At 36.4% G+C, this 25,900-nt stretch carries 22 protein-coding genes and 2 pseudogenes; 1 reads left to right on the top strand and 23 read right to left on the bottom strand.

Going from position 1 to position 25,900, the window contains the following annotated elements:
* Positions 1–24 precede the first annotated feature (24 nt).
* The 13 genes and pseudogenes from recD to K6J66_RS06755 form a co-directional block, all read right to left on the bottom strand.
* On the bottom strand, positions 25–1,947 hold the full coding sequence (recD, locus tag K6J66_RS06815) for an exodeoxyribonuclease V subunit alpha (RefSeq protein WP_110442682.1): 1,923 nt from the start codon (positions 1,945–1,947) through the stop codon (positions 25–27).
* Complete coding sequence (recB, locus tag K6J66_RS06810; RefSeq protein WP_110442681.1) at positions 1,947–5,582, bottom strand: exodeoxyribonuclease V subunit beta; 3,636 nt, start codon at positions 5,580–5,582, stop codon at positions 1,947–1,949. Before recB ends, recD begins: the two co-directional genes overlap by 1 nt.
* 112 nt (positions 5,583–5,694) lie before the next feature.
* Positions 5,695–6,048, bottom strand: coding sequence for a 50S ribosomal protein L20 (gene rplT / locus K6J66_RS06805; RefSeq protein WP_005596075.1), 354 nt, complete (start codon positions 6,046–6,048; stop codon positions 5,695–5,697).
* 65 nt (positions 6,049–6,113) lie between these two features.
* Entirely contained in the window at positions 6,114–6,311 is a 198-nt protein-coding gene (gene rpmI, locus K6J66_RS06800) for a 50S ribosomal protein L35 (protein WP_005596065.1), read from the bottom strand.
* Between the two features lie 210 nt (positions 6,312–6,521).
* Positions 6,522–7,019, bottom strand: a complete 498-nt coding sequence (gene infC, locus K6J66_RS06795; RefSeq protein ID WP_425287140.1) for a translation initiation factor IF-3 — start codon at positions 7,017–7,019, stop codon at positions 6,522–6,524.
* Between the two features lie 177 nt (positions 7,020–7,196).
* Positions 7,197–8,009 carry a D-hexose-6-phosphate mutarotase gene (locus K6J66_RS06790; RefSeq protein ID WP_038439780.1) on the bottom strand — a complete coding sequence of 271 codons (813 nt, stop codon included), beginning with the start codon at positions 8,007–8,009 and terminating at the stop codon, positions 7,197–7,199.
* A gap of 74 nt (positions 8,010–8,083) precedes the next feature.
* Positions 8,084–8,215, bottom strand: a pseudogene (locus K6J66_RS06785) (sulfatase/phosphatase domain-containing protein); the annotation flags it as partial.
* Positions 8,216–8,229: 14 nt separating this feature from the next.
* A pseudogene (locus tag K6J66_RS06780) lies at positions 8,230–10,278 on the bottom strand (AAA family ATPase).
* A gap of 65 nt (positions 10,279–10,343) precedes the next feature.
* Positions 10,344–12,350, bottom strand: a complete 2,007-nt coding sequence (locus tag K6J66_RS06775; RefSeq protein ID WP_110442680.1) for a GmrSD restriction endonuclease domain-containing protein — start codon at positions 12,348–12,350, stop codon at positions 10,344–10,346.
* Complete coding sequence (locus K6J66_RS06770) at positions 12,337–13,647, bottom strand: DUF262 domain-containing protein (protein WP_038439777.1); 1,311 nt, start codon at positions 13,645–13,647, stop codon at positions 12,337–12,339. Before K6J66_RS06770 ends, K6J66_RS06775 begins: the two co-directional genes overlap by 14 nt.
* A gap of 38 nt (positions 13,648–13,685) precedes the next feature.
* Positions 13,686–14,438 carry a PP2C family protein-serine/threonine phosphatase gene (locus K6J66_RS06765; RefSeq protein ID WP_038439776.1) on the bottom strand — a complete coding sequence of 251 codons (753 nt, stop codon included), beginning with the start codon at positions 14,436–14,438 and terminating at the stop codon, positions 13,686–13,688.
* A 10-nt stretch (positions 14,439–14,448) separates the two neighbouring features.
* Positions 14,449–15,282, bottom strand: coding sequence for an SIR2 family NAD-dependent protein deacylase (locus K6J66_RS06760; protein WP_038439775.1), 834 nt, complete (start codon positions 15,280–15,282; stop codon positions 14,449–14,451).
* Positions 15,279–15,479: a DNA translocase FtsK gene (locus K6J66_RS06755; RefSeq protein ID WP_038439774.1), complete on the bottom strand. Its 201-nt coding sequence runs from the start codon at positions 15,477–15,479 to the stop codon at positions 15,279–15,281. The genes K6J66_RS06760 and K6J66_RS06755 overlap by 4 nt, the downstream gene beginning before the upstream one ends.
* A 220-nt stretch (positions 15,480–15,699) precedes the next feature.
* Here K6J66_RS06755 and K6J66_RS06750 point away from each other — a divergent pair, with 220 nt between their 5' ends.
* On the top strand, positions 15,700–16,704 hold the full coding sequence (locus K6J66_RS06750) for a virulence RhuM family protein/type II toxin-antitoxin system death-on-curing family toxin (protein WP_038439773.1): 1,005 nt from the start codon (positions 15,700–15,702) through the stop codon (positions 16,702–16,704).
* Between the two features lie 54 nt (positions 16,705–16,758).
* Here the strand turns inward: K6J66_RS06750 and K6J66_RS06745 are convergent, their stop codons facing one another.
* The 10 genes from K6J66_RS06745 to K6J66_RS06700 all read right to left on the bottom strand — a co-directional run bounded on the left by K6J66_RS06745 (position 16,759) and on the right by K6J66_RS06700 (position 25,873).
* Positions 16,759–17,475 (bottom strand): hypothetical protein, encoded by a 717-nt coding sequence (locus tag K6J66_RS06745; protein ID WP_038439772.1) that lies wholly within the window; start codon positions 17,473–17,475, stop codon positions 16,759–16,761.
* A gap of 10 nt (positions 17,476–17,485) precedes the next feature.
* On the bottom strand, positions 17,486–17,983 hold the full coding sequence (locus K6J66_RS06740; RefSeq protein ID WP_038439770.1) for an opioid growth factor receptor-related protein: 498 nt from the start codon (positions 17,981–17,983) through the stop codon (positions 17,486–17,488).
* A 78-nt stretch (positions 17,984–18,061) separates the two neighbouring features.
* A complete protein-coding gene (locus tag K6J66_RS06735; RefSeq protein ID WP_038439769.1) occupies positions 18,062–18,772 on the bottom strand; it encodes an SIR2 family NAD-dependent protein deacylase in 711 nt (236 codons plus the stop codon).
* A 3-nt stretch (positions 18,773–18,775) separates the two neighbouring features.
* Positions 18,776–19,666: a 5' nucleotidase, NT5C type gene (locus tag K6J66_RS06730; RefSeq protein WP_038439768.1), complete on the bottom strand. Its 891-nt coding sequence runs from the start codon at positions 19,664–19,666 to the stop codon at positions 18,776–18,778.
* A gap of 58 nt (positions 19,667–19,724) precedes the next feature.
* Complete coding sequence (locus K6J66_RS06725) at positions 19,725–20,678, bottom strand: helix-turn-helix transcriptional regulator (protein ID WP_038439767.1); 954 nt, start codon at positions 20,676–20,678, stop codon at positions 19,725–19,727.
* A 64-nt stretch (positions 20,679–20,742) separates the two neighbouring features.
* A complete protein-coding gene (locus tag K6J66_RS06720) occupies positions 20,743–21,228 on the bottom strand; it encodes an NlpC/P60 family protein (RefSeq protein ID WP_038439766.1) in 486 nt (161 codons plus the stop codon).
* A gap of 52 nt (positions 21,229–21,280) precedes the next feature.
* Positions 21,281–21,571: an integration host factor subunit alpha gene (locus tag K6J66_RS06715; RefSeq protein ID WP_005631730.1), complete on the bottom strand. Its 291-nt coding sequence runs from the start codon at positions 21,569–21,571 to the stop codon at positions 21,281–21,283.
* 1 nt (position 21,572) lies between these two features.
* Complete coding sequence (pheT, locus tag K6J66_RS06710; protein ID WP_110442679.1) at positions 21,573–23,960, bottom strand: phenylalanine--tRNA ligase subunit beta; 2,388 nt, start codon at positions 23,958–23,960, stop codon at positions 21,573–21,575.
* A 33-nt stretch (positions 23,961–23,993) separates the two neighbouring features.
* Positions 23,994–24,983: a phenylalanine--tRNA ligase subunit alpha gene (pheS, locus tag K6J66_RS06705; RefSeq protein ID WP_005689632.1), complete on the bottom strand. Its 990-nt coding sequence runs from the start codon at positions 24,981–24,983 to the stop codon at positions 23,994–23,996.
* A 149-nt stretch (positions 24,984–25,132) separates the two neighbouring features.
* Positions 25,133–25,873, bottom strand: coding sequence for a hypothetical protein (locus K6J66_RS06700; RefSeq protein ID WP_005688170.1), 741 nt, complete (start codon positions 25,871–25,873; stop codon positions 25,133–25,135).
* Positions 25,874–25,900: the final 27 nt, after the last annotated feature.

Genomic DNA, 25,900 nt, shown 5'->3' with positions numbered 1-25,900 from the left:
ATCTTCCAAATTTACCGCCTTTTACTAATTTAAATCTTCCAATAATTTTCCCAATCCGCTCTGGCGTTTGACGGTCTGGCGAATCGCTGTTTTCCATATTTTTTCATCGGCAAATACAGTGAGTTCTTTTTTCGCACGAGTGACACCCGTGAAAACTAATTCTCTCGACAATACTGGATTTACTTCTGTTGGAAGCACCATGGCAGTGTGTTCAAATTCGGAACCTTGAGATTTATGAATCGTCATCATAAAAGCGGGCTCATGCGCTGGAATTCGGCTTGTCAGCACTTCTCGATTGCCAAACCATACTTTGCCATTTGCCAAGCACAGGCCAATATCGCCATTATAAAGACGAACATTATGATCGTTTTCAGTAATCATAATTGGCTTGCCGATATACCAATCTTGTTCATTACGGAACCAAAGCAATTTTTCTTCTCGCAACGCTAACGCGATTTCCTTATTGAGATTTTCAACACCTAAATTGTTATTACGAAGTGCGGTTAAAAATCTCACAGAATTAAACTGCGCTTGAATAGCCTCGGCATAGGAAATGCCTTGTTCATTTTTAGCGTTAGGATCAATTTTTTGTTTACGTAAATCGTCCAACATTTTTAAGAAAGTGCGGTAATTTTCCACCGCACTTTTTACCACTTGATTGACCGCATCGCTTTCATCATTTAGGGCATTAAAGTGCAATTCTTGCGGATAATGTTCAAATAACTTAAGGCTATCGTCTGCTTTGCCTTTTTGAATGAATTCAGCCAATTTTCCAATGCCTGAATCTTTATCAAAACGGCGACTTTCTGTTAGATGGCATAAGCAATCACGTATTGGATTTGAACAATCGGAACCTTCTACTTTGTAGCCTGTTGTCGCTTGTAAATACGTGGCTTGTTCATGACTATAAGGTTGATTAACAAATTGAGCTAATTCTCCCAATACTGCCCCCGCCTCAACAGAGGCTAATTGCGCCTGATCGCCTAATAAAATTAATCGGGTTTCGGGCTTTAACGCATTGATAAGTTTTGCCATCATCGGCAAATCAATCATTGATGTTTCATCAACAACTAATACATCCAACTGCAAAGGGTTATGGCTGTTATATCGTGTGTAATCATTAAAGGCATTCACGCCCAGTAAACTATGCAAGGTGCTGGCTTTTTGTGGAATCGCATTGAAAAGTGAATGGGATAAATTCATTTTTTCTTGCATAAAACCTAACGCATTTTTAATCGACTCTTCCAAACGGGAGGCGGCTTTGCCAGTCGGCGCAACCAATTTGATGTGTAATTTACAATCAAATAATTCTTGTAGAACGAGCAATAAACGCGTAACTGTGGTGGTTTTTCCTGTTCCTGGGCCGCCTGTAATAATCGAAAATGGACTTTTAATCGCTGTCGCCACTGCCACTTTTTGCCAATCTGTTTTTTCCTGTTTTTCAGGGAAATATTTCTCTAATTTTTGATGAATTTCATCATAAGAAAAGGCTAAAGTGCGGTATTTTTTTAAGGTATTTTTTATATATTGCACGATGCGATATTCATCTTGCCAAGTGCGATAGAAATACAACGCGCCAAATTGAAATGCCATTGGTGCAATTTGATTGACGGGATCTTGCGTAAATGCCATATGCTCGCACAACGCATTTTGCCAATCTTCCACAGCTAAATAACCAATCTTTTCACGAATTTCAGCTAAATAATCTTCTTCCGTTGTACGATAAGCCAAGCCAAATAAATTATGTTCTAAATAGCGATCTAATTGGCTGCAAGTATTTCCCTGCGTATAACGCCAACTACAAAGTGCGGCTAATAATATAGCTAAATTTTTGATTGGTTCCGCATAATCCGTATGACATTGTTTATCAGCTATCAACTTAGCAAAATAATAATCACCTTGAGAAAGAATGCGCTGCTCTTTAAGTTTGTGTAATACAGATAACATTAAAACATCCCGTCTAATTCTGTGATTAATTCAACGCTTGGACGATCATAAAATACGCCAGATTGTGGCTCACCATTCATTCCACGTAAGAAAAGATAAAATACCCCACCGAAATCTCGCACATAATCATAATCAGGCACAACGCTTTGTAAATAACGATGTAATGCCAGCGTATAAATTAAATATTGCCAATCATAGTGACTGTGTAACATTTCTTTTTTCAATGCCTCTTGATTGTAATCAGCGAGAGTTGAACCTAAGAAATTAGATTTATAATCAACAAGATAATATTTCCCATTATGGCGGAAAACTAAGTCAATCGAACCTCGCACCATGCCTTGAATTTGCTCAAATTGAAGTGACTCGCTTGGCAAATGATGATGGGCTTTCAACGCGCGATTAAACGCTTCAACATCAAAATGTTCCCGAATAGCCAAATAAAATGGCATTTCTTTAATGCAATCTTTATTTGCCAAATCAGCTAATGCTATTCCTATTTCATGAGAAAGTGGCGTATGTGAAATCTGTTGTAGCCAATTTTGTAGCGGTTCTGTAAAAGTTTCATCTAACTGTAAGGATTGTCGTAATTTGTCAATTTCTTCTGTATTTGCTAAATCAGAAAAATAGCAATTTTCAAAATGGCGATGCAATGCCGTCCCGACTTGTTTACCTCGTGGTAAATCTAAAATGCTTGATTCGCTTTCGTTTAAAAGTGCGGTGGAAATTTCAATCGAATTTTGGCTATCGTAATCTTTTGCATCATCAAAAACAGCGTGTTTTTTACCCGCACTTTCAGTGAAATAATTTTGTCGGCGATGTGCTTGTTCAATTGAAGTAAAACTGGTTATTCGCCAATCTTGCTCAATATTGCCCGTAAATTCTGCGGCTTTAAAATCATCATTTTTTGTATTAATTGATAAGGTCGGCAAAGCCTCTAGATTTGGCTTAGTACAGATTTCCACATTATCTCGCATTTTTTCTTTAAAGGTTTGCAACAATGTTTCGGTATCTTTAGGTGCTGATAAGGCTATTTCCTTGCCTATTTCACCTTGGCTTAATACATAATGTAAGGCATTCCATTTTTTATCAAATTGTGCAGGCAAAGCGAATGCCATTTGATATTTGGCACGTGTTAAAGCTACATAGAGTAAACGTAACTCTTCAGCAAACGTTTCTTCATAAAGTGCGTTTAAATTGCGATTTTCTATATCCCATAAGGTTTCATCTCGTTCTTTAGAATAATAAACATTCATGTCACCAGCCGTTGGAATTTTGCTTGGTACAGCTAAAAATGGTAGCCAAACTAAATCGTATTCTAAGCCTTTGGATTTATGGATACTCACGATTTTTACCAACTGGCGTTCGCTTTCTAAACGAATTTGAGCCTCTTGACGACCTTCGCCTTGAATTTGTTTTTCAAACCAACTGAGCAATGCCGCTTCACTTTCGTGTAGCGTGGCAGCTTGTTGTAAAATTTCTGCCAAATGTAGGAAATCCGTTAAATCTCGCTCGCCCGTGGCTTGGCTTAATAAGCGTTCTGAAATGCCTTGCTCCAATAAAATTTGATGTAACATTGCCAATATTCCTTGGCGTTGCCAAGTTTGTTGGTATTGAGCAAAGCTATCAGCCCAACGTTGCCAGTCTGCCTCATTTTGCTGAATTTGATGAATATCCGCTGCATTTAAGCCAAAAAGTGCGGTCGCAATCGCGTTCAAAATTGGGCGTTCAGCCACATTCAAACAGGCTTTAAGCACCCAAGCTAATTCTTTCGCAACATTGCTATCAAATACGCTATTTTGATCAGAAAGATAAACTGACGCGATCCCCAATTTTTGCAATTCATTTTTTACTAAAGCCGCTTCATTTTTATCACGCACTAATACGGCAATATTCGCCGCTTGCAATGTTTTACAAGTATCTTCATTTTGAAAAACTGCCTGATTTTCTGCCGCACTTTTTAGCCAATGTTGAATAGAAATAGCACATATTTTTGCCATTTCAATTTTATTCACTTTGTCACTTTCGGTTAGATAAAAACGATAAGCTGGTTCGGCTTTACCGTTTAAATAAAATCGCAGATGATCATTACGAGAATCAACAGCAGTAAAGTTAATATTTTGATAAATAAATGGCGATTGAGGAAAATCAAACAACGCATTTACGCCATCAACCAAATGCTTCTCTGAACGATAATTTTTAGTGAGTTCAAAGCGAGATTGGGCTTCATCCGATGCTTTTAGATAAGTAAAAATATCTGCGCCACGGAAACGATAAATCGCCTGTTTCGGATCGCCAATCATAATAAAACCAGTATTTTTTTCGGGGTTATCACGATAAATTTTTGAAAAAATAGCGTACTGTTTTGAATCCGTATCCTGAAATTCATCAATCATCGCAAAAGGATATTGGAAACGAATCATTTCCGCTAATTCATCTCCTTGTGCGCCTTGCAGGGCTTCGCAAAACAAGCGCAATAAATCATCAAAGGATTTTTCTTGGTGATTAAGTTTATAATCCAAAAGTTTTTGTTGTAGGCCTTGGCGATAATGATAAAGAATGATTCTGCGTAGTAAATCTGGGGACATTAAAGCATTAACTCGCTTTTCAAGCTCTTCAAAAATCAGTGCATAAAAAGGCGTTGCCGGTTTTTTATCTTTATTTTTATCAGTTTGTTCTTCGTAATTTTTCTCAATAGATGATTGTAGAAAATACTCTTTCAAAGTGGTATTAATTTGATAATCTCTAGAATTATTTGACCATTGATTGATTTTATTAATCCAATCCTCTAAACGCTTTACTTGGTACTTTTTACGATTTAACGATTTCAACTGATCTTTTGGATAATCTTTCTCCAATTCATTTGTAATAATCAGTGAAATTTCATACGAATTTTCCAACCAAAAGGTCTTTAATTTATTCAACGCCTTTTGACGACCACCAAGATATTGCTGTAAAAAAATTTGCATAGATACAGATAACGCTTGTTTATTTTCAATTTCAACCTGCAAATCTTTACCTAAATCCGCTTTCAACAAAGATAACACTTTTTCCGGTGATACTAATTCTGTCGCAATAAAATTCGAAGATTCAAAATCCAACGGATAAAAATGCTCGCGCCAAAATTCATTAGCAAAACGAACTAACAAGTCAGATTGATCTTTAATTAATTCTAAATTGAAGTGAATGCCAGAATGAAAAGCATATTGCATCAACATACGGCGAAAAAAGCCATGAATGGTATAAATCGCCGCCAAATCCATATTTTGTTCAGCTAATTTCAAGCGATGAATTGCCTCAAAAATATCTAAATCATCACAAAGTGCGGTAAGAAATTCATCATTTTTAAATGCGGATTTATTTTGGGTTTCTGCAAAGGCAGTGAGTTTATCAATCGCATCTGTTATACGCTCACGAATTTTTTTCTTGAGTTCTTCTGTCGCCATTTCCGTAAATGTTACCACCAGAATTTCTTCCACATTTAACGGACGAGAAAAATTATTTTCCCCCGCCTTTAATAAAAGTCGGAGATATAAAGAACCAATAGTGTAGGTTTTCCCTGTACCAGCAGATGCTTCGATTAAGCTAATTTGATTTAAAGGCAACGTGATAGGATTTAGTGGGATTGTTTCAGCCATAGATTTTAACAGATGAGAACTAATGGTATCATTTTACAAAATTTGAAGTTAAAAATGCAAAAAAAGGACGCTTTTCAGCGTCCTAATTCTTCTTTATCTAAACTTTAAAAAATTAAAGTGCAGATTTTGCTTTTTCAACTAATGCAGCGAACGCTACTTTGTCGAATACAGCGATATCAGCAAGAATCTTACGGTCGATTTCAACAGATGCTTTTTTCAATCCGTTGATAAATTTGCTGTAAGATAAACCATTTTGACGCGCTGCAGCGTTGATACGTGCAATCCATAATTGACGGAATTGACGTTTACGTTGACGACGGTCACGATATGCGTATTGACCAGCTTTGATCACCGCTTGGAAAGCAACGCGATACACGCGTGAACGTGCACCATAATAACCTTTAGCAGCCTTAAGAACTTTCTTATGGCGTGCTCTTGCAATAACACCACGTTTTACACGAGCCATTATTTAATCTCCTATGTAATATTTTTCTAAAATGAACTAATCGTACGTTTTGCTTAAATAACGGCTTATGCGTATGGTAAGCAAGCTACTACTAAAACTTGGTCTGCTTTCGCAACCATTGATTTATGACGTAAATGACGTTTACGTTTAGTTGTTTTTTTAGTCAAAATATGACGTAAGTGAGATTGTTTACGCTTGAAACCACCAGAAGCAGTTTTTTTGAAGCGCTTCGCTGCGCCGCGTACTGTTTTGATTTTAGGCATTGTTAAAATAACTCCGCATTTTTCGTTTAAAACAACATAATCAGGCGAACTTAAAAAGTTACTTGGAAGCACTGATCATTTCCATCATAAGGCAAATTAAATTGCCTTTTCAAAAGCAGTTAGGCTGCGTAGTGTGCCCAACATGCAGTTGTCTTTTCATTTAAGTCAAACTTAAACAAAAAGATTTGCTGAGAAATCTCAGCAAAATTCTTATTTTTTCTTCGGAGCTAACACCATTACAGCCTGACGGCCTTCTAATTTACCTGGTGCAGATTCAACGACAGAAATTTCAGCTAAATCATTTTTTACGCGCTCTAGGACATCAAAGCCAATGTCTTGGTGAGCCATTTCACGACCACGGAAACGCACGGTAATTTTTGCTTTGTCACCGTCTTCTAAGAAACGGATTAAGCTACGTAATTTAACTTGATAATCGCCTTCATCAGTGCCTGGGCGAAATTTAATTTCTTTAACTTGGACAACTTTTTGTTTTTTCTTTTGTTCTTTAGCGGTTTTACTTTTTTCGTAAAGGAATTTACCGTAGTTCATAATACGGCAAACAGGCGGTTCAGCATTTGGGCTAATTTCAACAAGATCAAGTTCTGCTTGCTCTGCCATTTCTAGGGCTTGTTGAATAGAAACAATTCCTGCTTGTTCCCCATTTTGGTCAATTAAACGAACTTCTTTTACACGAATCTCTTCATTGATACGGTTTGGGCGATTTACTGCCGGCGCTTTTTTTACGGTTTTAATAATCGTATTCCTTCTATTGGTTAATAGTAAAAATCTTTTCGCTAAAAATAAAAGATTTCAAATTTGTTGCCCGTAAGGAACGGGAAAAACCTTGCGGATTCTATAGTATTCACACCACTTATGCAACAAAATTTAGCCTCTAAGGGAAATTTCTACACTTAAACTTTCGCCAAATTCAAGCAATTGATGAATACGTGCAGTTTCTAGGCACAACATTGTTTGATAGCCTGTTTCAGTCATTCCACTCGTTTTCTTGTGCCAAGGATTCCAAAGGACAAATTGGCTTGCATTATGATGATGCAGTGCAATCGTACGATTGAAACTTTTATCTAGGATTTGATTCTGCATTTTTTCTGCGGAATAAATGCAATCAACATTTTCAGAAATGTGACGCGGTGACGGAACGTTTTCTTGTTGTTGGTTTAAGCTATTAAAACAAGTTTCAGGTAAACCTTGTACTTCCACTTGATTAATATCCCCAATATTGAAATAGGTATGCAACGCTGCTTGTGCAGGTTCTTCGCCATAATGTGTAAAAGTTAAATGACATTTGTTTGTGAACACCATTACAATTTTAGCTTCGATAATATTTAAATCAGAAAACAAGTCAAATTCTAACCGCACTTTATGGGCTGAAATATCATAATGACTTAACTGCCATAAACGAATACGAGCTGTGCCGTGTGCAGGTTGTTTTACACCACCAAACCAAGGATAACAAATCGGCACTCCCCCACGAATAGCGTTGCCATTTTCGAATGGTTCTACTTCACTTAGCCATAATACATCTTGAGCCACGCCTTGTGGTTGCCAGCTAAGAAGTTGCGCGCCTTGTAAGGCGATTTTTGCTGTTCCAACAGCGTGTTTTAGATGAAGAATGGGAATATCATTATGTTGAACAAGATGAAGTTCTGGTGTCAGTATTTTTAGTAATGTTGTTTTCATATTTATTCCTATAATTTTAAAGGTTCAGAGATAACAAAGGGCGTATTAGATACGCCCTTAATCTACGACTTTGGTTAAATTTCGTCAATAATTCGATAAACCCAATTTTCCAGTGGATCATTTAAACGTTTCATCTCAGCATGCATTTCTTCCAACATCTCTTTTTTGATGCTGTTATATTGTGAATCATAGAATAAATTATGCATTGTTATATGGCTTATTAGAATCCTATTCGTCTTGTTGTTGCAGAAAACGCTGGCTTCACTTCACATTCACCTTGTAATGCGCTCAGCCAATCTTGCACCTTTTGAAAAGGGGAAAATTGGTGACGACGAGCCACTGCAGCAAAATCTCCAGGCGTCAGCAAATTAAGCGATTCAATCTGACTTAAATCCTCTTCTGATAACAACGGCAACCCTAAAATTTCCGCTTGTTGTTTAGCAAAATCTAAGCGTTGTTTGAGCGTTAAATAATCAAACTTCAATTTTAAATCAAAACGGCGTAAGGCTGCTGGATCAAGCACCTCAATTAAATTTGTTGATACCACCATCAGCCCTTCAAAGCGTTCAATTTGTGTTAGCATTTCATTCACTTGCGAACGCTCCCAGCTTCGATTTGCCCCTTCTCTAGAAAATAAGAACGTATCTACTTCATCTAACACCAATAGTGCATTATCGGCTTTCGCTTGCTCAAAAGCTTGTGCGATATTCCGTTCTGTCCCGCCCACATAAGGATTAAGCAGATCAGAGCCTTGTCTTAGCAACAGCGGCATGTCCAACTGTTCCGCAAGCCACGCTGCCCAAGCAGTTTTTCCTGTTCCCGGCGGGCCATAGCAACAAATTCGTCCTTTTTCGACTTTTTTAACCCTTCACTTATACGATGAATATTGTCGTTACAAGCCACATAATCCAAGTTGTAGTCGGCTTTGCCTAAAACAAGCGGTTCAATTTTCGGTTTATTTTGCGATTTTAACGTTTGATTAAACATCATGAGCAAAGTCTCAGCAAAATTTGGTGTATTGAGTTCCTTTGCCACCCGAATTGTGCGGCTTAAAATCGCTGGCGTTAATGACCGCACTTTAGCAAAATGCTGCACATAGGCCGGACTTAATTTTCCCTCAGTCAGTTGCGTAATCAGTGCTGACTTATTTTTCAACGGCAAATCTGGCATTTCTAAAATAAAATCAAAAGCGGCGTAAAAAAGCAGGATCTATGCCCGAAACAGAGTTAGATAACCAAATCATCGCACGTTATTGTTTTCCAATAACTGATTTGTCCAGGCTTTATTTTTTGTGCAACAGAACGCTCCATAAACGAGCCGTTAAACACATCTTCAATTTCATCAAAAATTAAAAGTGCCTGCTTGCCGTTTAATAACGTTTGAGCAAGACGGCTGTAATTCAGGCGTTGCTCTGCCTCCACAACATCTCCGTCAGAATCCATGTAAGTAATGTTATACGCCGAAATCCCCAACGCCTGTGCAAGCAACCCGGCGAATTCTGTTTTACCAGTGCCGGGCACACCATAAATTAAAAGATTCACACCTTTCTGATGATGTTTTAGTGCCTTTTGCAAATAGGTCAACATCATCTCTTTCATGCCGGCAATATGGGCAAAATCATCCAGTTGCAAACTTGGCACTTGAGCGACTTCTGTACAAGATTTTAATAGGACGTTTTCATTTAATGGTTGTGTCACAAATTCATCAAAATCTAAGGTTTCGCCCCAATCTAAATAATCATGCACACTATCGGGGCGATAATCGCGATCAATCAGGCCATAAGCATCGAGTTTACTGCCTTTCTTTAAGGCAGATAGAATCTGATTTTTCGGCTGTTTAAGTAAATCCGCCATAATCGCAGCCGTCTTTGTAAATCCGATTTCGGCAAGTAGCCAAACAAATCTCGCATAGCTCCTTCACTGCGTAAATGCATGGCAAAGCGGAGAAGTTCTTGTTCAACGGGATTCAGCTGCAAAAATTCTGCCAACGTTACCAAATTTTCATACGCCTGTTTCCATAACTCCGGTAAAAGTGCGGTGGATTTTTGGAGTGTTTTATACCGCTCTTTTAAAAGCTGACGAGCAACCGTGCGTAGATTTTTATCATTCTCTAATTCTTCAGGCAGCCCAAACGCACTGGCAATTTCATCACTTCGCCAGCTAGTCTCCCGAAACACTTCGGAAAAACCTTTATGCTCAAATAAAACTTTAAGCATCATATTTTCAGTATAAGAAGACACTGTCGGTGGGTTTAATTTATATTCAGACATAAAAAAAATACTCCTTACTGGGTTAGTAAGGAGTATTTTAGTGAGAAATGCGACAAAAGGTGTCGTTAGGAATCAGTTTTGGATAAAGGTCGATTTAGAATAGTGAGCATTTTTTCTCCATGCACTTTTATCTCGTCTTCCCCCCATTTATGATGACTCATCATTATGACTTGTTTTAGACTATCGCAATTCTTCCATGTTTTAATAATATCGCGCTTTGCTACAGGAGTTAAATTACTTAAACGAGAATTTTTACTTTGAGATAATAAATACAAATTGCCGAACATATCAATTTCTTTAATTGTATGACCATCTATAGGATGTTGTGGATAATGATGTTCTACCGAACTTCTAAAGGTAAATCTAAATTTTTTCCAAATAGCATCTTTAGTATTATCAGTTAACCAATCGTCATTTTTTGACAAAAATTCTACGCTTTGAGGAAATCTCCATAATTGATAATCTAATCGATTAAATACGAAGTTAGGGACATTTACTCCATCATCCCAATTTTCTTTATACCCCGAACTTTCTTTACTTCCTAAGTTAAATTCAAATTCTACTTCCACTTTATCTAATATAATCTCTGTAATATCTTTTCCTTGGCAGTTATTCCCAAAATAGAATTTATCACAAAGTTCTTCTAGAAAATGAATATAGTTATCAGGAGTTATATTATCCTTATTATTAAATAACCAACGTAATACAGCATACAACCAGTTTTTGTAAATACGAGACGGGTTAGAGACATGGAACATTGAAAGCAACATAACCACTATTTTAGTTTTAGTATCACCAGAATTATCTAACTCTTCATCATTTTTACTTTCAGTATTATTACCAAATGTATTTTTATAGTAATAACTTGAATCATTAGGCATAACTGCCCATAAGGACCAGTTTTCTTCCCCAGTTCTAATTGTGTTAGATTTGATAACATAGCAATCAAAAAGATAGCGACAAATCAATAAAACATAAATAAATTTTCTAACAGCTTCACCATCTTTAATTTGTCCTTCAAAAGAATTTAATAAGTATTTTTCATCTAACGGCACTATTTTTGTAAAATCTCCGCATTTATCAGTCATTTCTAAATAAATTCTTAAAACATGCATTAATAAATTAGGAAAGTCAATAACAGGAGTAAAACCACCATCATATTTATCTACAAAGTCATTTTTATTAACCCCACTATTTTTACTTCCATTAATAAGATCTAAAATCTTTATACCATCTACATCTCCTTGTATATTGATAATAGGTGATTTCTTATTTTCATCCTTATTCTTCTTTTCAACTTCCTTATTGTATTCTTCAATATCTTGAATTATTTCCATAAAGCATTTTGGTTTTTCTGACCATTTATTACTAAATATTACTCCTCTTATTTTAGAATCAAACCCCATTACAGCATAACGACTCATATCTGAACAAGCATCCCAAATCTTAGCAAACAATGATTTTTCAATATCTCCCGATAATTTCTTCATTAAACGGGCTTTTAAAACTTCATGTTTTTCAAGCTGTTCTCCACGGGTATTCATAATTTCAAAATAATGGTTTAAATCTGTTCCCTCTGGCACTTCAGTTCGGATAATTTCAACTTTATCTAAAAGGAATTTTACAATTTCATCTTTATTATTTCCCCATTCATCAATTACTTTCCTAATTGTTTTTAATGCTTGTAAAAAATTACTTGGTAATTTTCCAGAATTAAGATTGGATAATGCTTGTTGAGATTCATCTCGATGTTCAAAAAAAACATTTCTAAAACTTAACTTACCAAGATGATGCATTATTAACGTAAGTGTTGTTAGTCTTTGCTGGCCATCAATTACTTCAAAATCACCATTTTCTCGGCAATAAACAACTAAGCTTCCAATATAATAATTTTTATTTTGTTCTTTATTTTTTTCACAAGCATTTTTTATATCTTGAAGTAATGAACTAATTTCATCGTCACCCCAAGCATAATTACGTTGGTAGATTGGAATAATATAGTTACATTTATTCTCATTATCAAATAAATCAGACACGGTTAATGTTTTTACATATTCTTTAGCATTGCTCATTTTTTACCTCAAAAACTTCCTTTATTTTATTATCTATATTACTAAACTTATCTTCACGTATTGCTGAGGTATATCTCAGCACTTGTATTGGTGTAGAGGATTTCTCTATATGATTAAATAATCCATTTTTTGAGTGAGCTTCATCTTCTATAGTTTTGAAAGTAATACGCTGATATTCAAAACGAATTCGATAAACCCATAAAAATGCTTTATTTATAAATTCATCTAAATATATTTCACCAAACTTATCAAAATAGAATAACACTATACATTCAAATAAATTTTTTAAATACTTATCACCTACTCGATAGCAATGATCTTGATTATTGAGAAAAGTATTTACGCCTTTTCCTAGATCTTTACCGTTAATTTTTGTCACTTTATCAACAAGTCCAATTCCTTCTTTGAATAATTTTTCATAGAGTTCAGCATAATACTGAACATAATCAAAAAATTGCTCACCATTTATTAGAGTTTGTATTGTTTGAAAATTTGTTCTCACAAATCTTGGATGATAAAACATAGGATTTTGTTGTGCTAATTTTTCTACAACCTTTGTTGCAAACAGTGGGCTAAGATAAGGATAGTTAGTACTTTCTGATACGCCTTTAAATGTCTCTAGCTCGTCCGATGTAAAAACCTCTCCGCTTTCTTGATAGTGCCATCGGCGTAATCTAAAAAGAATATAGTTGATAATTTTATCTAAATTATTGATTTCTTGAGAAAGTGCAGATTTCTCCCAACGTTCAACACAATGATGGATAATCTCTTTTGGCTTATCTTTCATTTCTCGTAAATGATACGCTTTAAGCAAATCATAAGACTCTAAAGGTTTCCCTTTTGAATTTTGTGAATCAAAAAACTGAAAAGCTTCATCTAAATCATCAAGTTCAATACGAACCATTTCACATATTTTTAGAATATATTCTTGAAATCCTTCAGGGAAATTGTAGCTATTAATAAATCTATAATTTTCAAAAATATTAAACTTGCTAATACTATGATTAAATTCCTCATTTAAAAATAAGATGTCTTTCTTCCCCAATTTGTAAAGCAATAGCGATAGCGTAGTAAGTCTCTGTTGTCCATCAACTATTTCAGACTTACCTCCATTTTTATATAAAACAATTGTACCAATTCGATAAACTTTACTATCACGGAAATGCGTAAGTAAATCATCAATCAGCTGCTGAACATTTTTAACTGTCCATTTGTATGGTCTTTGATAATCAGGAATGCTCAACTTCAAATCAAATACATCTTTAATCTTGAGTATTTTTGCTTTTTCTTCACTCATAATAATTTGGGCTCCTTAGAATATTTTTATAATATAAATCAAAATGCACAGATTATAACCGATAAATCATCCGAAAACGATTGCTTCTCAATCATCTTGCGGCAAACCGTAAGGCGATATTTATCATCGGGATATTTCTGCCAAATTTTTTCGCGCATTTCATCTGAAAGCCCGTCGGTCAAGCCGTCAGAACAAAGTAATAAACTTTCCCCTTGTTGAATTTCAATTTCTTGATAAAAAATTTTCTCTTGAAATTCGGAATAATCGGCGATTAAACAAGAAGAAACGCCACCATAAATAGTGGCGAAATCTTCCTCTTTTTTATCGGGAAAATCAGCCAATAATTCAGAAAGAATTGAATGATCTTGGGTAATCTGTTGCCATTTACCTTGGGCGTCAATTAAATAAGCACGACTATCGCCTACGCTGAGAATTTTGGTTTTACGAGTTATTTGGTCAATCTCAGCTGCCACAAACGTGGTTGCTGAGCCAAAATAATCCTCAGCCAATTCTGCTGATAAACTGGATTGTAAATCGTAGATCGTTTGACGGTTTATACTTTCCATTTGGCTTAATAATTGCATAGCCAATTTGCTCGCTTTTTCAGGTAGATTACTATTGGAAATACCATCTGCCACACCCACAATAAAGTGCGGTCGGTTTTCAAGGCGTTTTTCAGCCGTTTTGAGTTTATATTGAAACACCGCCTCGCCATTAAAAAGGGCATCTTGATTGTGCCTTTTATTTTTTCCAATTTGCTGACAAAAAGTGATTTGGCAGACATTTTTCATATTGGTTTCCTTATGTTGATTGATTCAATAAAGCATCTATTGCTTTTAAAGCCTCAAGTGCGGTCATATCCAGCCCTAAAAAATGATGTTTTGATACGCCACCGTCTTGCGGATTAATGCGAATAAAACCGGCTTTCTTGGCTTTTGCCGTGCGTTCGGAAAAATATCGAACCGTTGGAATTGCTTTGCCCGCACCTAGCTCAATTACTACCAAATTCTCAACTTCTTTTAGCCATGAATCTAACCGTAGCTTTTTGAAATCCTGATACTGACTTGTATAACTCCAATCGTCAAACATCAACACATTTTGACGGGCTAAGCCTCCGCAATAAGGACAATGTGGTTTTTCACTGGTTAAACATAAGTTTTCATTATCCACGGCAGGTTGAAAACTTGATGCAGACCAACTTAATCCTCGACAATTATTGACACACTGAAGACGCTCCAAAGTACCGTGTACTTCATAAACATGGCTATCATCAAAACCAGCCTTTTGAAAATGCCCATCCACATTACTGGTAAAAACGAAATATCCGTGAGATTTAGCTCCCGCCCAACGTTTTAAAATCTGATACCCTTCGTGAGGAATAGTATTTCGGTATTGAACTAATCGATGCCCATAAAACCAATAGGCAAGTTCCTGATTATGCTTATAAGCTAGTGGCGTCGCGATGTCTTCAAAAGATATATTATGTTCTTTAAACATAGGATAAGCATTCCAAAATCCACCAACGCTGCGGAAATCGGGTAGCCCAGAATCCACGCTCATACCCGCACCAGCTGTAATTAAAATGCCATCCGCTTTGCGAATAAGTTCTACTGCATAATTTAAATCATTTTTCATAATACTTTTCTCTGTCCATTTTTCATTGGTGAAATAATACCCGCTTGTTCCAACTGTTCTAAAATTTGTCCAGCTCGATTAAAACCCAACATAAATCTGCGCTGAATCATTGAACAAGATGCAACTTTTTGTTGTTGCACAAATTTTTTTACATCCTCAAAAAGTGGATCTCTTGCCATAATTACTTTCATTGCCATTATTTGCTCCTTTTTCTTAATTAAAGGCTTTTATAAATATGTAAGAAGTAAAGAATTTCTCTTTATGGAAAAATTATATGAAAGGATGCGACAACTTGTGTCGTTTGCGAATGTTGAAAGCGGTTATTTTTAAAAGATCTTTTACAAATAAGATTATCCTTATTGCAATATGTATATTTATCTGGTTATATATACATGTAACTTTGTTAAGGAAAAGAATATGAATCATCAAAATCCGATTGAAATTTACCAAGCTCAAGATGGCACAACGCAAGTAGAAGTGAGATTTGAAAATGACACCGTTTGGCTAAGTTTACAGCAAATGGCTGATTTATTTGGGCGAGATAAGTCAGTTATTTCACGTCACTTACGAAATATCTATACTGATGGTGAGTTAAATAGAGAAGCAACTGTTGCAAAAAATGCAACAGTTCAAATTGAAGGCAAAAGACAAATTAATCGAACAATCGAATACTATAATCTTGATGTAATTATATCTGTCGGTTATAGAGTTAATTCTATTTTAGGTACTAAATTTAGAATTTGGGCAACTGCACGTTTAAAAGAATATCTGACTCAAGGCTATGCCATTAACCAAAAACGTTTACAGCAAAATGCTCACGAATTAGAACAAGCACTTGCACTTATTCAAAAAACGGCAAATTCAGCGGAATTAACGCTAGAAAGTGGTCGTGGATTAGTGGATATTGTCAGCCGTTATACGCATACGTTTTTATGGCTACAACAATATGATGAAGGTTTACTTGCCGAACCACAAACACAGCAAGGCGGTACATTACCGACTTATGCTGAGGCTTGTTCTGCACTAGCAGAGTTAAAATCACAGCTGATGGCAAAAGGTGAAGCAAGTGATCTCTTTGGACGTGCACGAGATAACGGCTTATCTGCGGTTTTAGGCAATTTAGATCAAAGTGTATTTGGTGAACCCGCTTATCCAAGCATTGAAGCAAAAGCGGCACATTTACTTTATTTTGTCGTCAAGAACCATCCTTTTTCAGATGGTAATAAACGTAGCGGTGCATTTTTATTTGTAGATTTCTTACATAGAAATGGGCGTTTGTTTGATCATAATGGGCATCCAGTTATCAATGATACTGGGCTTGCAGCGCTCACTTTATTAGTTGCAGAATCTGATCCGAAACAAAAAGAAACACTCATTAGGCTTATTATGCATATGCTTAAACATAAGCAAGATCAGCAATGATAAATAGCGACCGAAGTCGCTATTTATCTATCAACGTTAAACTTAATAAAAAAATTATTTACATAATTCTTTTACTGACTCTACTAATGCTTCCATTTTGTCGTAAGAATTAATGCCACTTGGTCCACCAAAAAATGGGCAAACACAAATTAAAGTATCATTATACTTGCGATAGAAGATATTAAACTCTTTCAACGCTTTAGTTTCATATACGGCTTCTCCAGTAAAAAACTTAAAGAAGTTATCTTTTTCAGTGACTCCCGTACAAATAATAACTTTAGGATTACATTCATCTATAAGTTGACGATAAAAAGCACCGCGATTTTGAACGCACCACTCTCTATATTCATCGAATGTTTCAAATCCAGTCATCTTAATAAATTGTTCATTCCATTTAATCGATGATCTATTTTTAAAATTGATTGGTAGCATATTTAATTTGAAACCAATACCTTGTGGGGAAAGCACATCGTATTTTTTAACAAAATGCTCCGCACTTTCTCCATTTTTCCAATCCAAATTGTAGTAGTACCACAAAAACCAACATATTTTTCTATTATATTGAGTAGTCCAACTACCATCAAAATCATCCTCTACCCAAGAGTGCGGTATTAATTTAGGGCTTAAACTAAATTTCTTATAAAAATCATCAGGAGAAGCTTCATCACCAATCCCCCATTCTAACCCACAAAACCAAACATCTGAGTTAGGATTTCCGCCATCTCCTCCAGCGAAGGATACTGCCACTTTTTTAAAATCTTCTGTTACCATCATTTTACCCTTATTGTTTAAGTAGATTTGTCCAAATTTCCATTGTTTCTTCTTGAATTACGCCTTTTTCTTGACCTAATTTTATTGCCAGTTGCTGTAAACTTTTAGCCAACTCAGGATGACCGCAATAATTTAAACTACGAATGATGCGGGAAATCTTCTTACTTTCATGCCCAATATTGCGTAGCCAAACTTTACGTTCAGTTAATTCAGGTTTAGGGTAAATTTTATTACATTCACGGTATAAATAGAAATAATCCAGAATAATATCAATAGAATGTAAATATTTATTTTGAATTGCTTCATCTCCAATAAAAATAACCAGGTCTTCTTCGTTAAAAACCGGTACTGAACGATTCCATTTTGAACTTTCTGTTACAGGTAAAAGCCAAGGAATATAAAAATAAGCATCGCCAATCATTCTTTTGGGCATTGCCCACATATCTTGCAAAGATAAATTATGTTGGCTTTTTCTTTGTTCTAAATAAAATTCAATTACTGGATGCATACGTTTCTCGTTAATTCATCAGTCATACAGTATAGTGATATAAAACTCGCTATTTATGTGAAAAGTGCGGTCATTTTTCTATGAGTTTTTGGTGTTCTCTAATAACTCTGCCACCACTTTCGGCACACCCTCGCCTGCTTTTTCTTTTATTGCAATAACTTGCTTACGAACAAAGCCTGTATTTGGGTTAGGATCAATCAGATAAATTGGCGCTTTTCTTGGGGCTTCATTGACTAAGCCATTGGCTGGATACACTTGTAAAGAAGTGCCAATCACTAACACAACATCTGCTTGTTCCACAATATCAACCGCTCGTTCTAGCATCGGCACCATTTCACCAAAAAAGACGATGTAAGGGCGCATTGGGTGTCCATTTGGATCTTTATCTTCTAATTTCTGATCACCAAAACAATCCACAATATAACTTTCATCAAAGCTACTGCGAGCTTTATTTAATTCACCGTGTAAATGCAACACCTTCGAGCTGCCGGCACGTTCATGTAAATCATCCACATTTTGCGTGATGATTCTCACATCATAGGCTTTTTCTAGTTCAACTAAGGCGAGATGCGCAGCGTTTGGCTTAGCTGCTGCCGCATTTTTACGGCGTTGGTTATAGAAATCAAGCACTTTCGCACGGTTCTTTTGCAAGGCTTCGGGCGTGCAAACTTCTTCTACTTTATGCCCTGCCCACAATCCATCTTCAGCTCTAAAAGTAGGAATACCACTTTCGGCACTTATGCCAGCACCGGTTAACACTACACAAATTGGTTTCTTTTCCAAAGTCATTTTTCAGGGTCCTTTTTGTCTTAAAATTTCATCAACCTGTCTATCTCTCGCCATCATGCCAAAAATATTCCCTGCTTTATAAAGGGGTTGATAAGTATAGCTTTCAATATGCAAGAATGGCTTCTCTGAAAGGCGTTGGAAATATTGTTTTAGCTGTGATTTTGAGTGTAATAATACTTCATATTCAGATTGAATATGAGCGCACATGGCATCAATACGCAATTTAAATTCATCACTGTGATAAGGGCTGATAATTAAATAGACCGTTTTGTATTCGGTTGCTGTTTCATCCGCATAAACACATGCCAAATTAAACACTTGCCATTTATATCGATCCGCAAAAGTACCAATGACTCGGCTTTGCTCCTCAGTTTCAACTTGCACGAGGGCGGCTGGCTTTTTCAAACAATCTTGCAACACATCACTTGGTGTAAAAGGTCCACAGCCTAAGTAAGATAAGACACAATTCCAATTAGCAAATTGTTCTGTACCAAAATGAACATGTTCGCCTTGAAATTTGCCAGCACCATTTTTAGTGCGATCATCAATTAAATAATCACCTTGGTTGAGATTTTTATGATGGGATAAAATCAATCGTTTGTATAAGGCTGAACCTTTTTCTTCACCGAAATAATGTTGAATCCATTTTACTTTATCACTCCAAGCGGAAGGATTATGCCAAGGCGCAGTAGAAAGCACATAAATATGATATTTCTTCATCAATTTATGCACCGCAGAAATCGCGTTTGGCATTGGTTCCATTAAGCTAAAAATACCCTCTACTTCATCATATCGACCTTCATATTCTCGCTTGGTTTTATCATCTAGTTTTGCAATACCTGATGGAAAATCTACCATCACATTATCCATATCAATGTACACAATCTGGTTCATTTGAATGTCCTCTCGTCAGATAGATTTATCATAAAGCGCAAAGCGACAATTTATGTCGTTATACTGTTTCTTCTAAATATACACGCTTAATTTCTTGATAATTTTCACCAAAGTGAGCTATCCACCACTCCAGCATTTGACTTTCGATCACTGTTGCTGAAATTTCATAATCCTCCCCTAAGGCTTCCACTGTTTGATCTGTTGATAATGGTGTTTCAGTTAAAAATCCCCCAATATCTTTATTAATGCGGAAAGTTAATCGGATTTTTCGACCATAGGTAAAACCAAACTTTTGGCTTTCTACATAAGATTTCAAATTAAAATCAGGGCGTTCAAATATCATTGTACTCACTGTTACCTTAAGCAAACGATGCAAAGCAAGGTGTAAAATATCGCCATTCTCATATTGTGCGACTAAATAGCTACTTGGCCCTTGTTGTACCAAAGCCAATGGCTTGACCTGTGCCTTATGTTCTTTACCGTGAATACTCCGATAATGCACCTGTAAAAATCGATTTTGATAAAGTGCAGTACTAATTTGAGAAAAAATTTCTGGATTGATTTTGGCAGGTAATAACGGCTGACTAGTTGGCGCAATAGCAACTTTATTAAGCCATTCTGCCCCCGATTTTTTATGGCTGTCATAAACTAAATTATATTCGGCCTGTTGAAAGAACACTTCCATTGAGCTCATAATGCTAGAAGGCAAAATGCCATTGAGATATTGTTTAGCAAGCATAAGCACAAGTGATTGCTGTTCATTTAAAATTGGTAAATCCAAGCCTTTAGCATTTGATTTCCATCGGTAGCCATAAGGTTTATCACGCATATCACGCTCAATTTCAAACTGTTGAGACAAACTTTCTAGCTGGCGTTGAATTGAACGAATATCACGTTGAACACCAATATCAGCAAGTTTTTGTAAGATTTCTTCTGCGGTAATAAAACGTGTTTTTGGAATAAGGCGTAAAATTTCAAGTTGAATTTGAAGTGCGGTTAAGTTTGAGGACATTTTATCTCCCAAATTTGAAAAAAATCATTATAAAAAATGCTGGAAAATTCCAGCATTATACTTTTTAAATCCGTCTGACTTGCCAGAAGGCTTTCGACCAATAAGGGTTATTCATTGAAGAATAGACAACTCCCCCTCTGGTGGAAGCATGAAGGAATTTGTCTTCTTTTACATAAATTCCCACATGATAGCCATTAGGGCCTCGACCAGTTTTAAAGAAAATTAAATCACCTGTTTGAATATCTTCTTTGCGTACATGTTTACCATAATTGGCTTGTTCAGTTGTACTTCTTGGCAAACGAAGATTAAAACGATCGAGGAAGGTTTTCTGCACAAAACCAGAACAATCTACCCCACGACGTGAAACACCGCCGAGCACATAAGGCGTTCCCGCCCATTCATGTTGTTGTTCGCTCAACATGGCTATAGCCATAATAGGATCGCCGATTTGACCTTTATAGTTCATCGCATAATCATCGTTTTGAAAACTGGAACAAGCGAATAAAAAAAGAGAGGCAATAGCGATTAAAAATGATTTATATACTTTCATACCTTTTCATATGAAAAGTGCGGTAGAAATTCACCGCACTTTTTGTTCCTTGCTATTTAGTTTTTTCTACACGAGCACGTAACTTTTGCCCTGGTTTAAATGTCACTACTCGGCGAGCAGAAACTGGCACAACATCACCAGTTTTCGGGTTACGCCCTGGGCGAGATGACTTATCACGTAGTTCAAAATTACCAAATCCTGATAATTTTACATCATGACCAGATTCTAGCGATGAACGAATCTCTTCTAAAAAGTTCTCCACCACATTTTTCGTATCTTGTTTAGATAAGTGATATTTATCGCTTAAATATTCAATAATATCAATTTTGGTTATCGTAGCCATATTAATCCCTTAATTCAGCATTAAAGCGTTGTTTTACCTCCGCTAATACTGCTGAAATCACTGCATTAATTTCTTCATCTTCAAGTGTTTTTTCATTATCTTGGACAGTTAAGCTAATAGCTAAGCTCTTATAGCCTTCAGCAACACCCACACCTTGATATACATCGAACAAGTTCACTTGCACCAATTTTTCGCCGCCTGCTTGTTTACATGCTGCGATCAATTCCCCTGCTGGTACGCTATCTGCTAGGACTAAAGCTAAATCACGACGGTTTGCTGGGAATTTAGAAATTTCTTTTGCTTGCACCACATTACGTGCTGCAATTGCATTCCAAAGAATTTCAAATACAAAAGTTTTGCCATTTAAGCCAAGTTTTTGGCTAATAGATGGATGAATTGCACCAATAAAACCAATTTCTTGGCCATCTAATTCAATAGCAGCAGATTGACCAGGATGTAATGCATCAAATTGTTTTGCAACAAAACGAACTCTATTCCCCCCTTCTGTTAAAGAAAGTACTGATTCTAAATCGCCTTTAAGATCAAAGAAATCTACAGACTCTGCTTTACCGGCCCAATGTTCAGATTTTACAGTTCCAGTAATCACCGCACTTAAAACAAATTCTTGACGCACGCTAAATTCAGCATTGGCATCTGGCACAAAACGCAATCCAGTTTCAAATAAACGAACACGAGATTGTTGGCGATTTTGGTTATAAAGCACTGCACCTAATAAACCACTCATTAAAGACACACGCATTACGGACATTTCCACAGAAATTGGGTTTGGCAATACAAGTGCTTCTTGCTGTGGATGTAATAAACTTTGAATTTTTGGATCCACAAAGCTATAAGTAATAGCTTCTTGATAATCTGCATCCACAAGTGCGGTCTTAATTCGAGCTAAATCTAAATCAGATTCTTTGTGCTCACGCATGCGGAGATGCGCTAATGGTGCATTGTTTGGAATGCTGTTATAACCATAAATACGCGCCACTTCTTCAATTAAATCTTCTTCGATTTCAATATCAAAACGCCAGCTTGCAGAAGTTACCGTCCAAATATCATTTGCATAAGTAACATCAAAACCAAGACGGTGCAAAATTTCCGTTACGCTTCCTGTTTCAATATGATGACCTAAAAGTGCATCTAATTTACTACGGCGAAGTTGAACTGTATTGACTTTAGGAAGATGAGTTTCACTGCTTGCTTCACAAATCTCACCCGCTTCACCACCACAGATTTCAAGTAATAATGCGGTTGCTCGTTCCATTGCTTTACGGGCTAATTCAAAATCCACACCACGTTCAAAACGATGCGATGCATCAGTATGTAAACCATATTGTCTTGCACGGCCTGCAATCGCTAATGGAGCGAAAAATGCGGATTCTAAAATCACATCTTTCGTTTCACTATTCACGCCACTGATTGCACCACCAAAGATCCCTGCCATTGCTAAAGCCCCATTTTGGTCAGCAATTAATAACGTATTTGATTGAAGTTTTGCGGTTGAGCCATCTAATAATACTAATTCCTCTCCCTCTTTTGCGAAGCGAACTTGAACAGGTTGTGTAACTTTAGCTGCATCAAACGCGTGCATTGGCTGACCAAACTCAAGCAAAATATAGTTAGTAATATCGACAATAGGATCGATAGAACGAATACCACAACGACGCAATTTTTCTTGCATCCACATTGGCGATGGTGCTTTTACATTGACGTTCTTTATCACACGTAATAAATAACGCGGGCAAGCTTCTGGTGCTTGTAAATCAATTTGAACTTTATCAGAAATTGTTGCTGGCACTGCTTCAAAGTGCGGTTGATTTACGAGTTGTTTATTTATCACACCAATTTCACGCGCAATACCTGCGATGCTCAAACAATCTGCACGGTTTGGCGTTAAGCTAATTTCGATGGCATTATCATCTAAAGCTAAATATTCACGTAAATCAGTACCAATTGGTGCATCAAGTGGCAATTCAATAATACCGTCCGCTTCAATATCAATACCTAATTCAGAAAATGAACAAAGCATCCCTTCTGATGGCTGACCACGTAATTTCGTTTTCTTAATTTTGAAATCGCCAGGTAATACCGCACCTTCTGTTGCGCAAGCCACTTTTAAGCCTTGACGACAATTTGCTGCGCCACACACGATATCCAATAAACGATCACCACCTACGTTCACTTTAGTTACACGTAATTTATCTGCATCTGGATGTTGTGCACATTCCACCACTTCACCAACAACGACACCATTAAATGTACCCGCAACGGCTTCCACGCCATCTACTTCTAAGCCAAGCATGGTAATTTGCTCGCATAATTGCTCGGTGGACACCGCAGGGTTCACCCATTCTCTTACCCACTGTTCACTAAATTTCATTTGTTGTTATCCTTTTAATTCAAATCCGAGAAATTACTTAAATTGTTTTAAGAAACGTAAGTCGTTTTCAAAGAACGAACGTAAATCTGTTACGTTATAACGTAACATTGTTAAACGCTCAACGCCCATTCCCACGGCAAAACCAGAATATTCATTCGGATCAATACCAACATTACGCAACACATTTGGGTGCACCATACCGCAGCCCAACACTTCTAACCATTTACCATTTTTACCCATCACATCCACTTCCGCTGAAGGCTCTGTGAATGGGAAATAAGATGGACGGAAACGCACTTGTAAATCTTCTTCAAAGAAAGCGCGTAAGAAATCGTGTAATAAGCCTTTTAATTCTGTGAAATTTGCTTTTTTATCCACATAAAGTAGTTCAATTTGATGGAACATTGGCGTGTGCGTTTGATCGTAGTCATTACGATATACACGTCCTGGTGCCATAATGCGAATTGGTGGCTGCATTTTTTCCATAGTACGAATTTGCACGCCAGAAGTTTGAGTGCGGAGTAATAATTCTGGATTAAACCAAAAAGTATCGTGATCGGCACGTGCTGGGTGATGTTTAGGAATATTTAACGCATCGAAGTTGTAATAATCACTTTCAATTTCAGGGCCATTTTCAACTGAAAAGCCAAGTTCTGAGAAAAATTTTGTTACACGATTAATCGTCATGGTAACTGGGTGTAAGCCACCTGTTTCAACTTTGCGACCTGGTAAACTGACATCTACACGTTCTTTTTCTAATTTTGCGTTAAGTTCAGCCTGTTCCCACTCCGTTTTTTTTGCATTTAAAAATTCTAACGCAGCTTGTTTTGCTTCGTTAATTTTTGCGCCCATCGCAGGACGTTCTTCTGCTGACACATTACGCAACTCTTGCATTAATTGCGTAAAATACCCTTTCTTACCAAAATATTCGACACGGATTTCATCCAAAGCCGTTAAACTTTTATCCTGAATGGATTCAATCGCTAATTTCGCTTTCTCAATAAGCTCGTTCAGATGTTGCATCGTTTCCCCTGCTTCTCTTTTCTCTATAAAATAAAAAAACCGAGTAATGATAATACCAAGTCCTTAAAAAGTAAAAGAATAATGCGAAAAATCATTGGCTTATCAAAAATAAAAATGGAATAACGTATTCGCTATTCCATTTTTTCTTGTTACCAACAAAATCGTTCATTCACAAAATTTTCTGACCGCTCTTTTTGCCATTTTTCTTTATTTTTTGGATTAGCAAAAAAACGGGCTTGTTCCTGTAAACGTTGAACTAATTTTTCTTCTGCTTCTTTTAACGCTTTTTGACGATCTGCAAATTTTGCGGGTAATGCTGGTAAGAAAATCACTTCATAAGGATGTGCAATTGTCCATTTCACCGCATTTTCGGCAGCACGACTTTGTTTATCAAAATCACAAAACGCATAAGCATTAACAAACTGCCCTACAACATGGCTGAACCCTGTATTATCCTGCACCGTTTGTTTTGGTAATTCCAACACATAAAGTGCGGTAATCAAACGGTTTTGTCCACGATAAAACCAAGTAACCGCTTCATCTCTTAAGCCAAAATCGTAAGCCCGAGCGGCTAAGGTAAACATTGTCATTGGTGAAATGCGCGCTGGATTTTCTTCTACAAATTTCACCGCACTTTTATAACCTTTTAACGTATTTTCACGTAGCATAGGATCAATTTCTTTATGTACAAATACATTTTCTGCTTTTCCATTTTCCGCCGAATAATAAGGTTTAATATAAATATCCACTGTCTTCACTGGTTCTTTGCTAATAGAACTACAAGCCGTGATAAAAAGTGCGGTTATAAAACATAGCATTTTAAAAATAGGAATTTTGGCAAAATTCAAGCAAATCCACTGACTAAGTGAAGTTTTTATCAATAATTTCATCTTTTCCTTATATAATGGCACGACAAA

Source organism: Haemophilus influenzae, from assembly GCF_019703545.1.
GTDB classification, from domain to species: Bacteria; Pseudomonadota; Gammaproteobacteria; order Enterobacterales; family Pasteurellaceae; genus Haemophilus; species Haemophilus influenzae_E.
The sequence above is the reverse complement of the archived record's forward strand: the minus strand, read 5'-3'. Positions and strand labels throughout refer to the sequence as shown.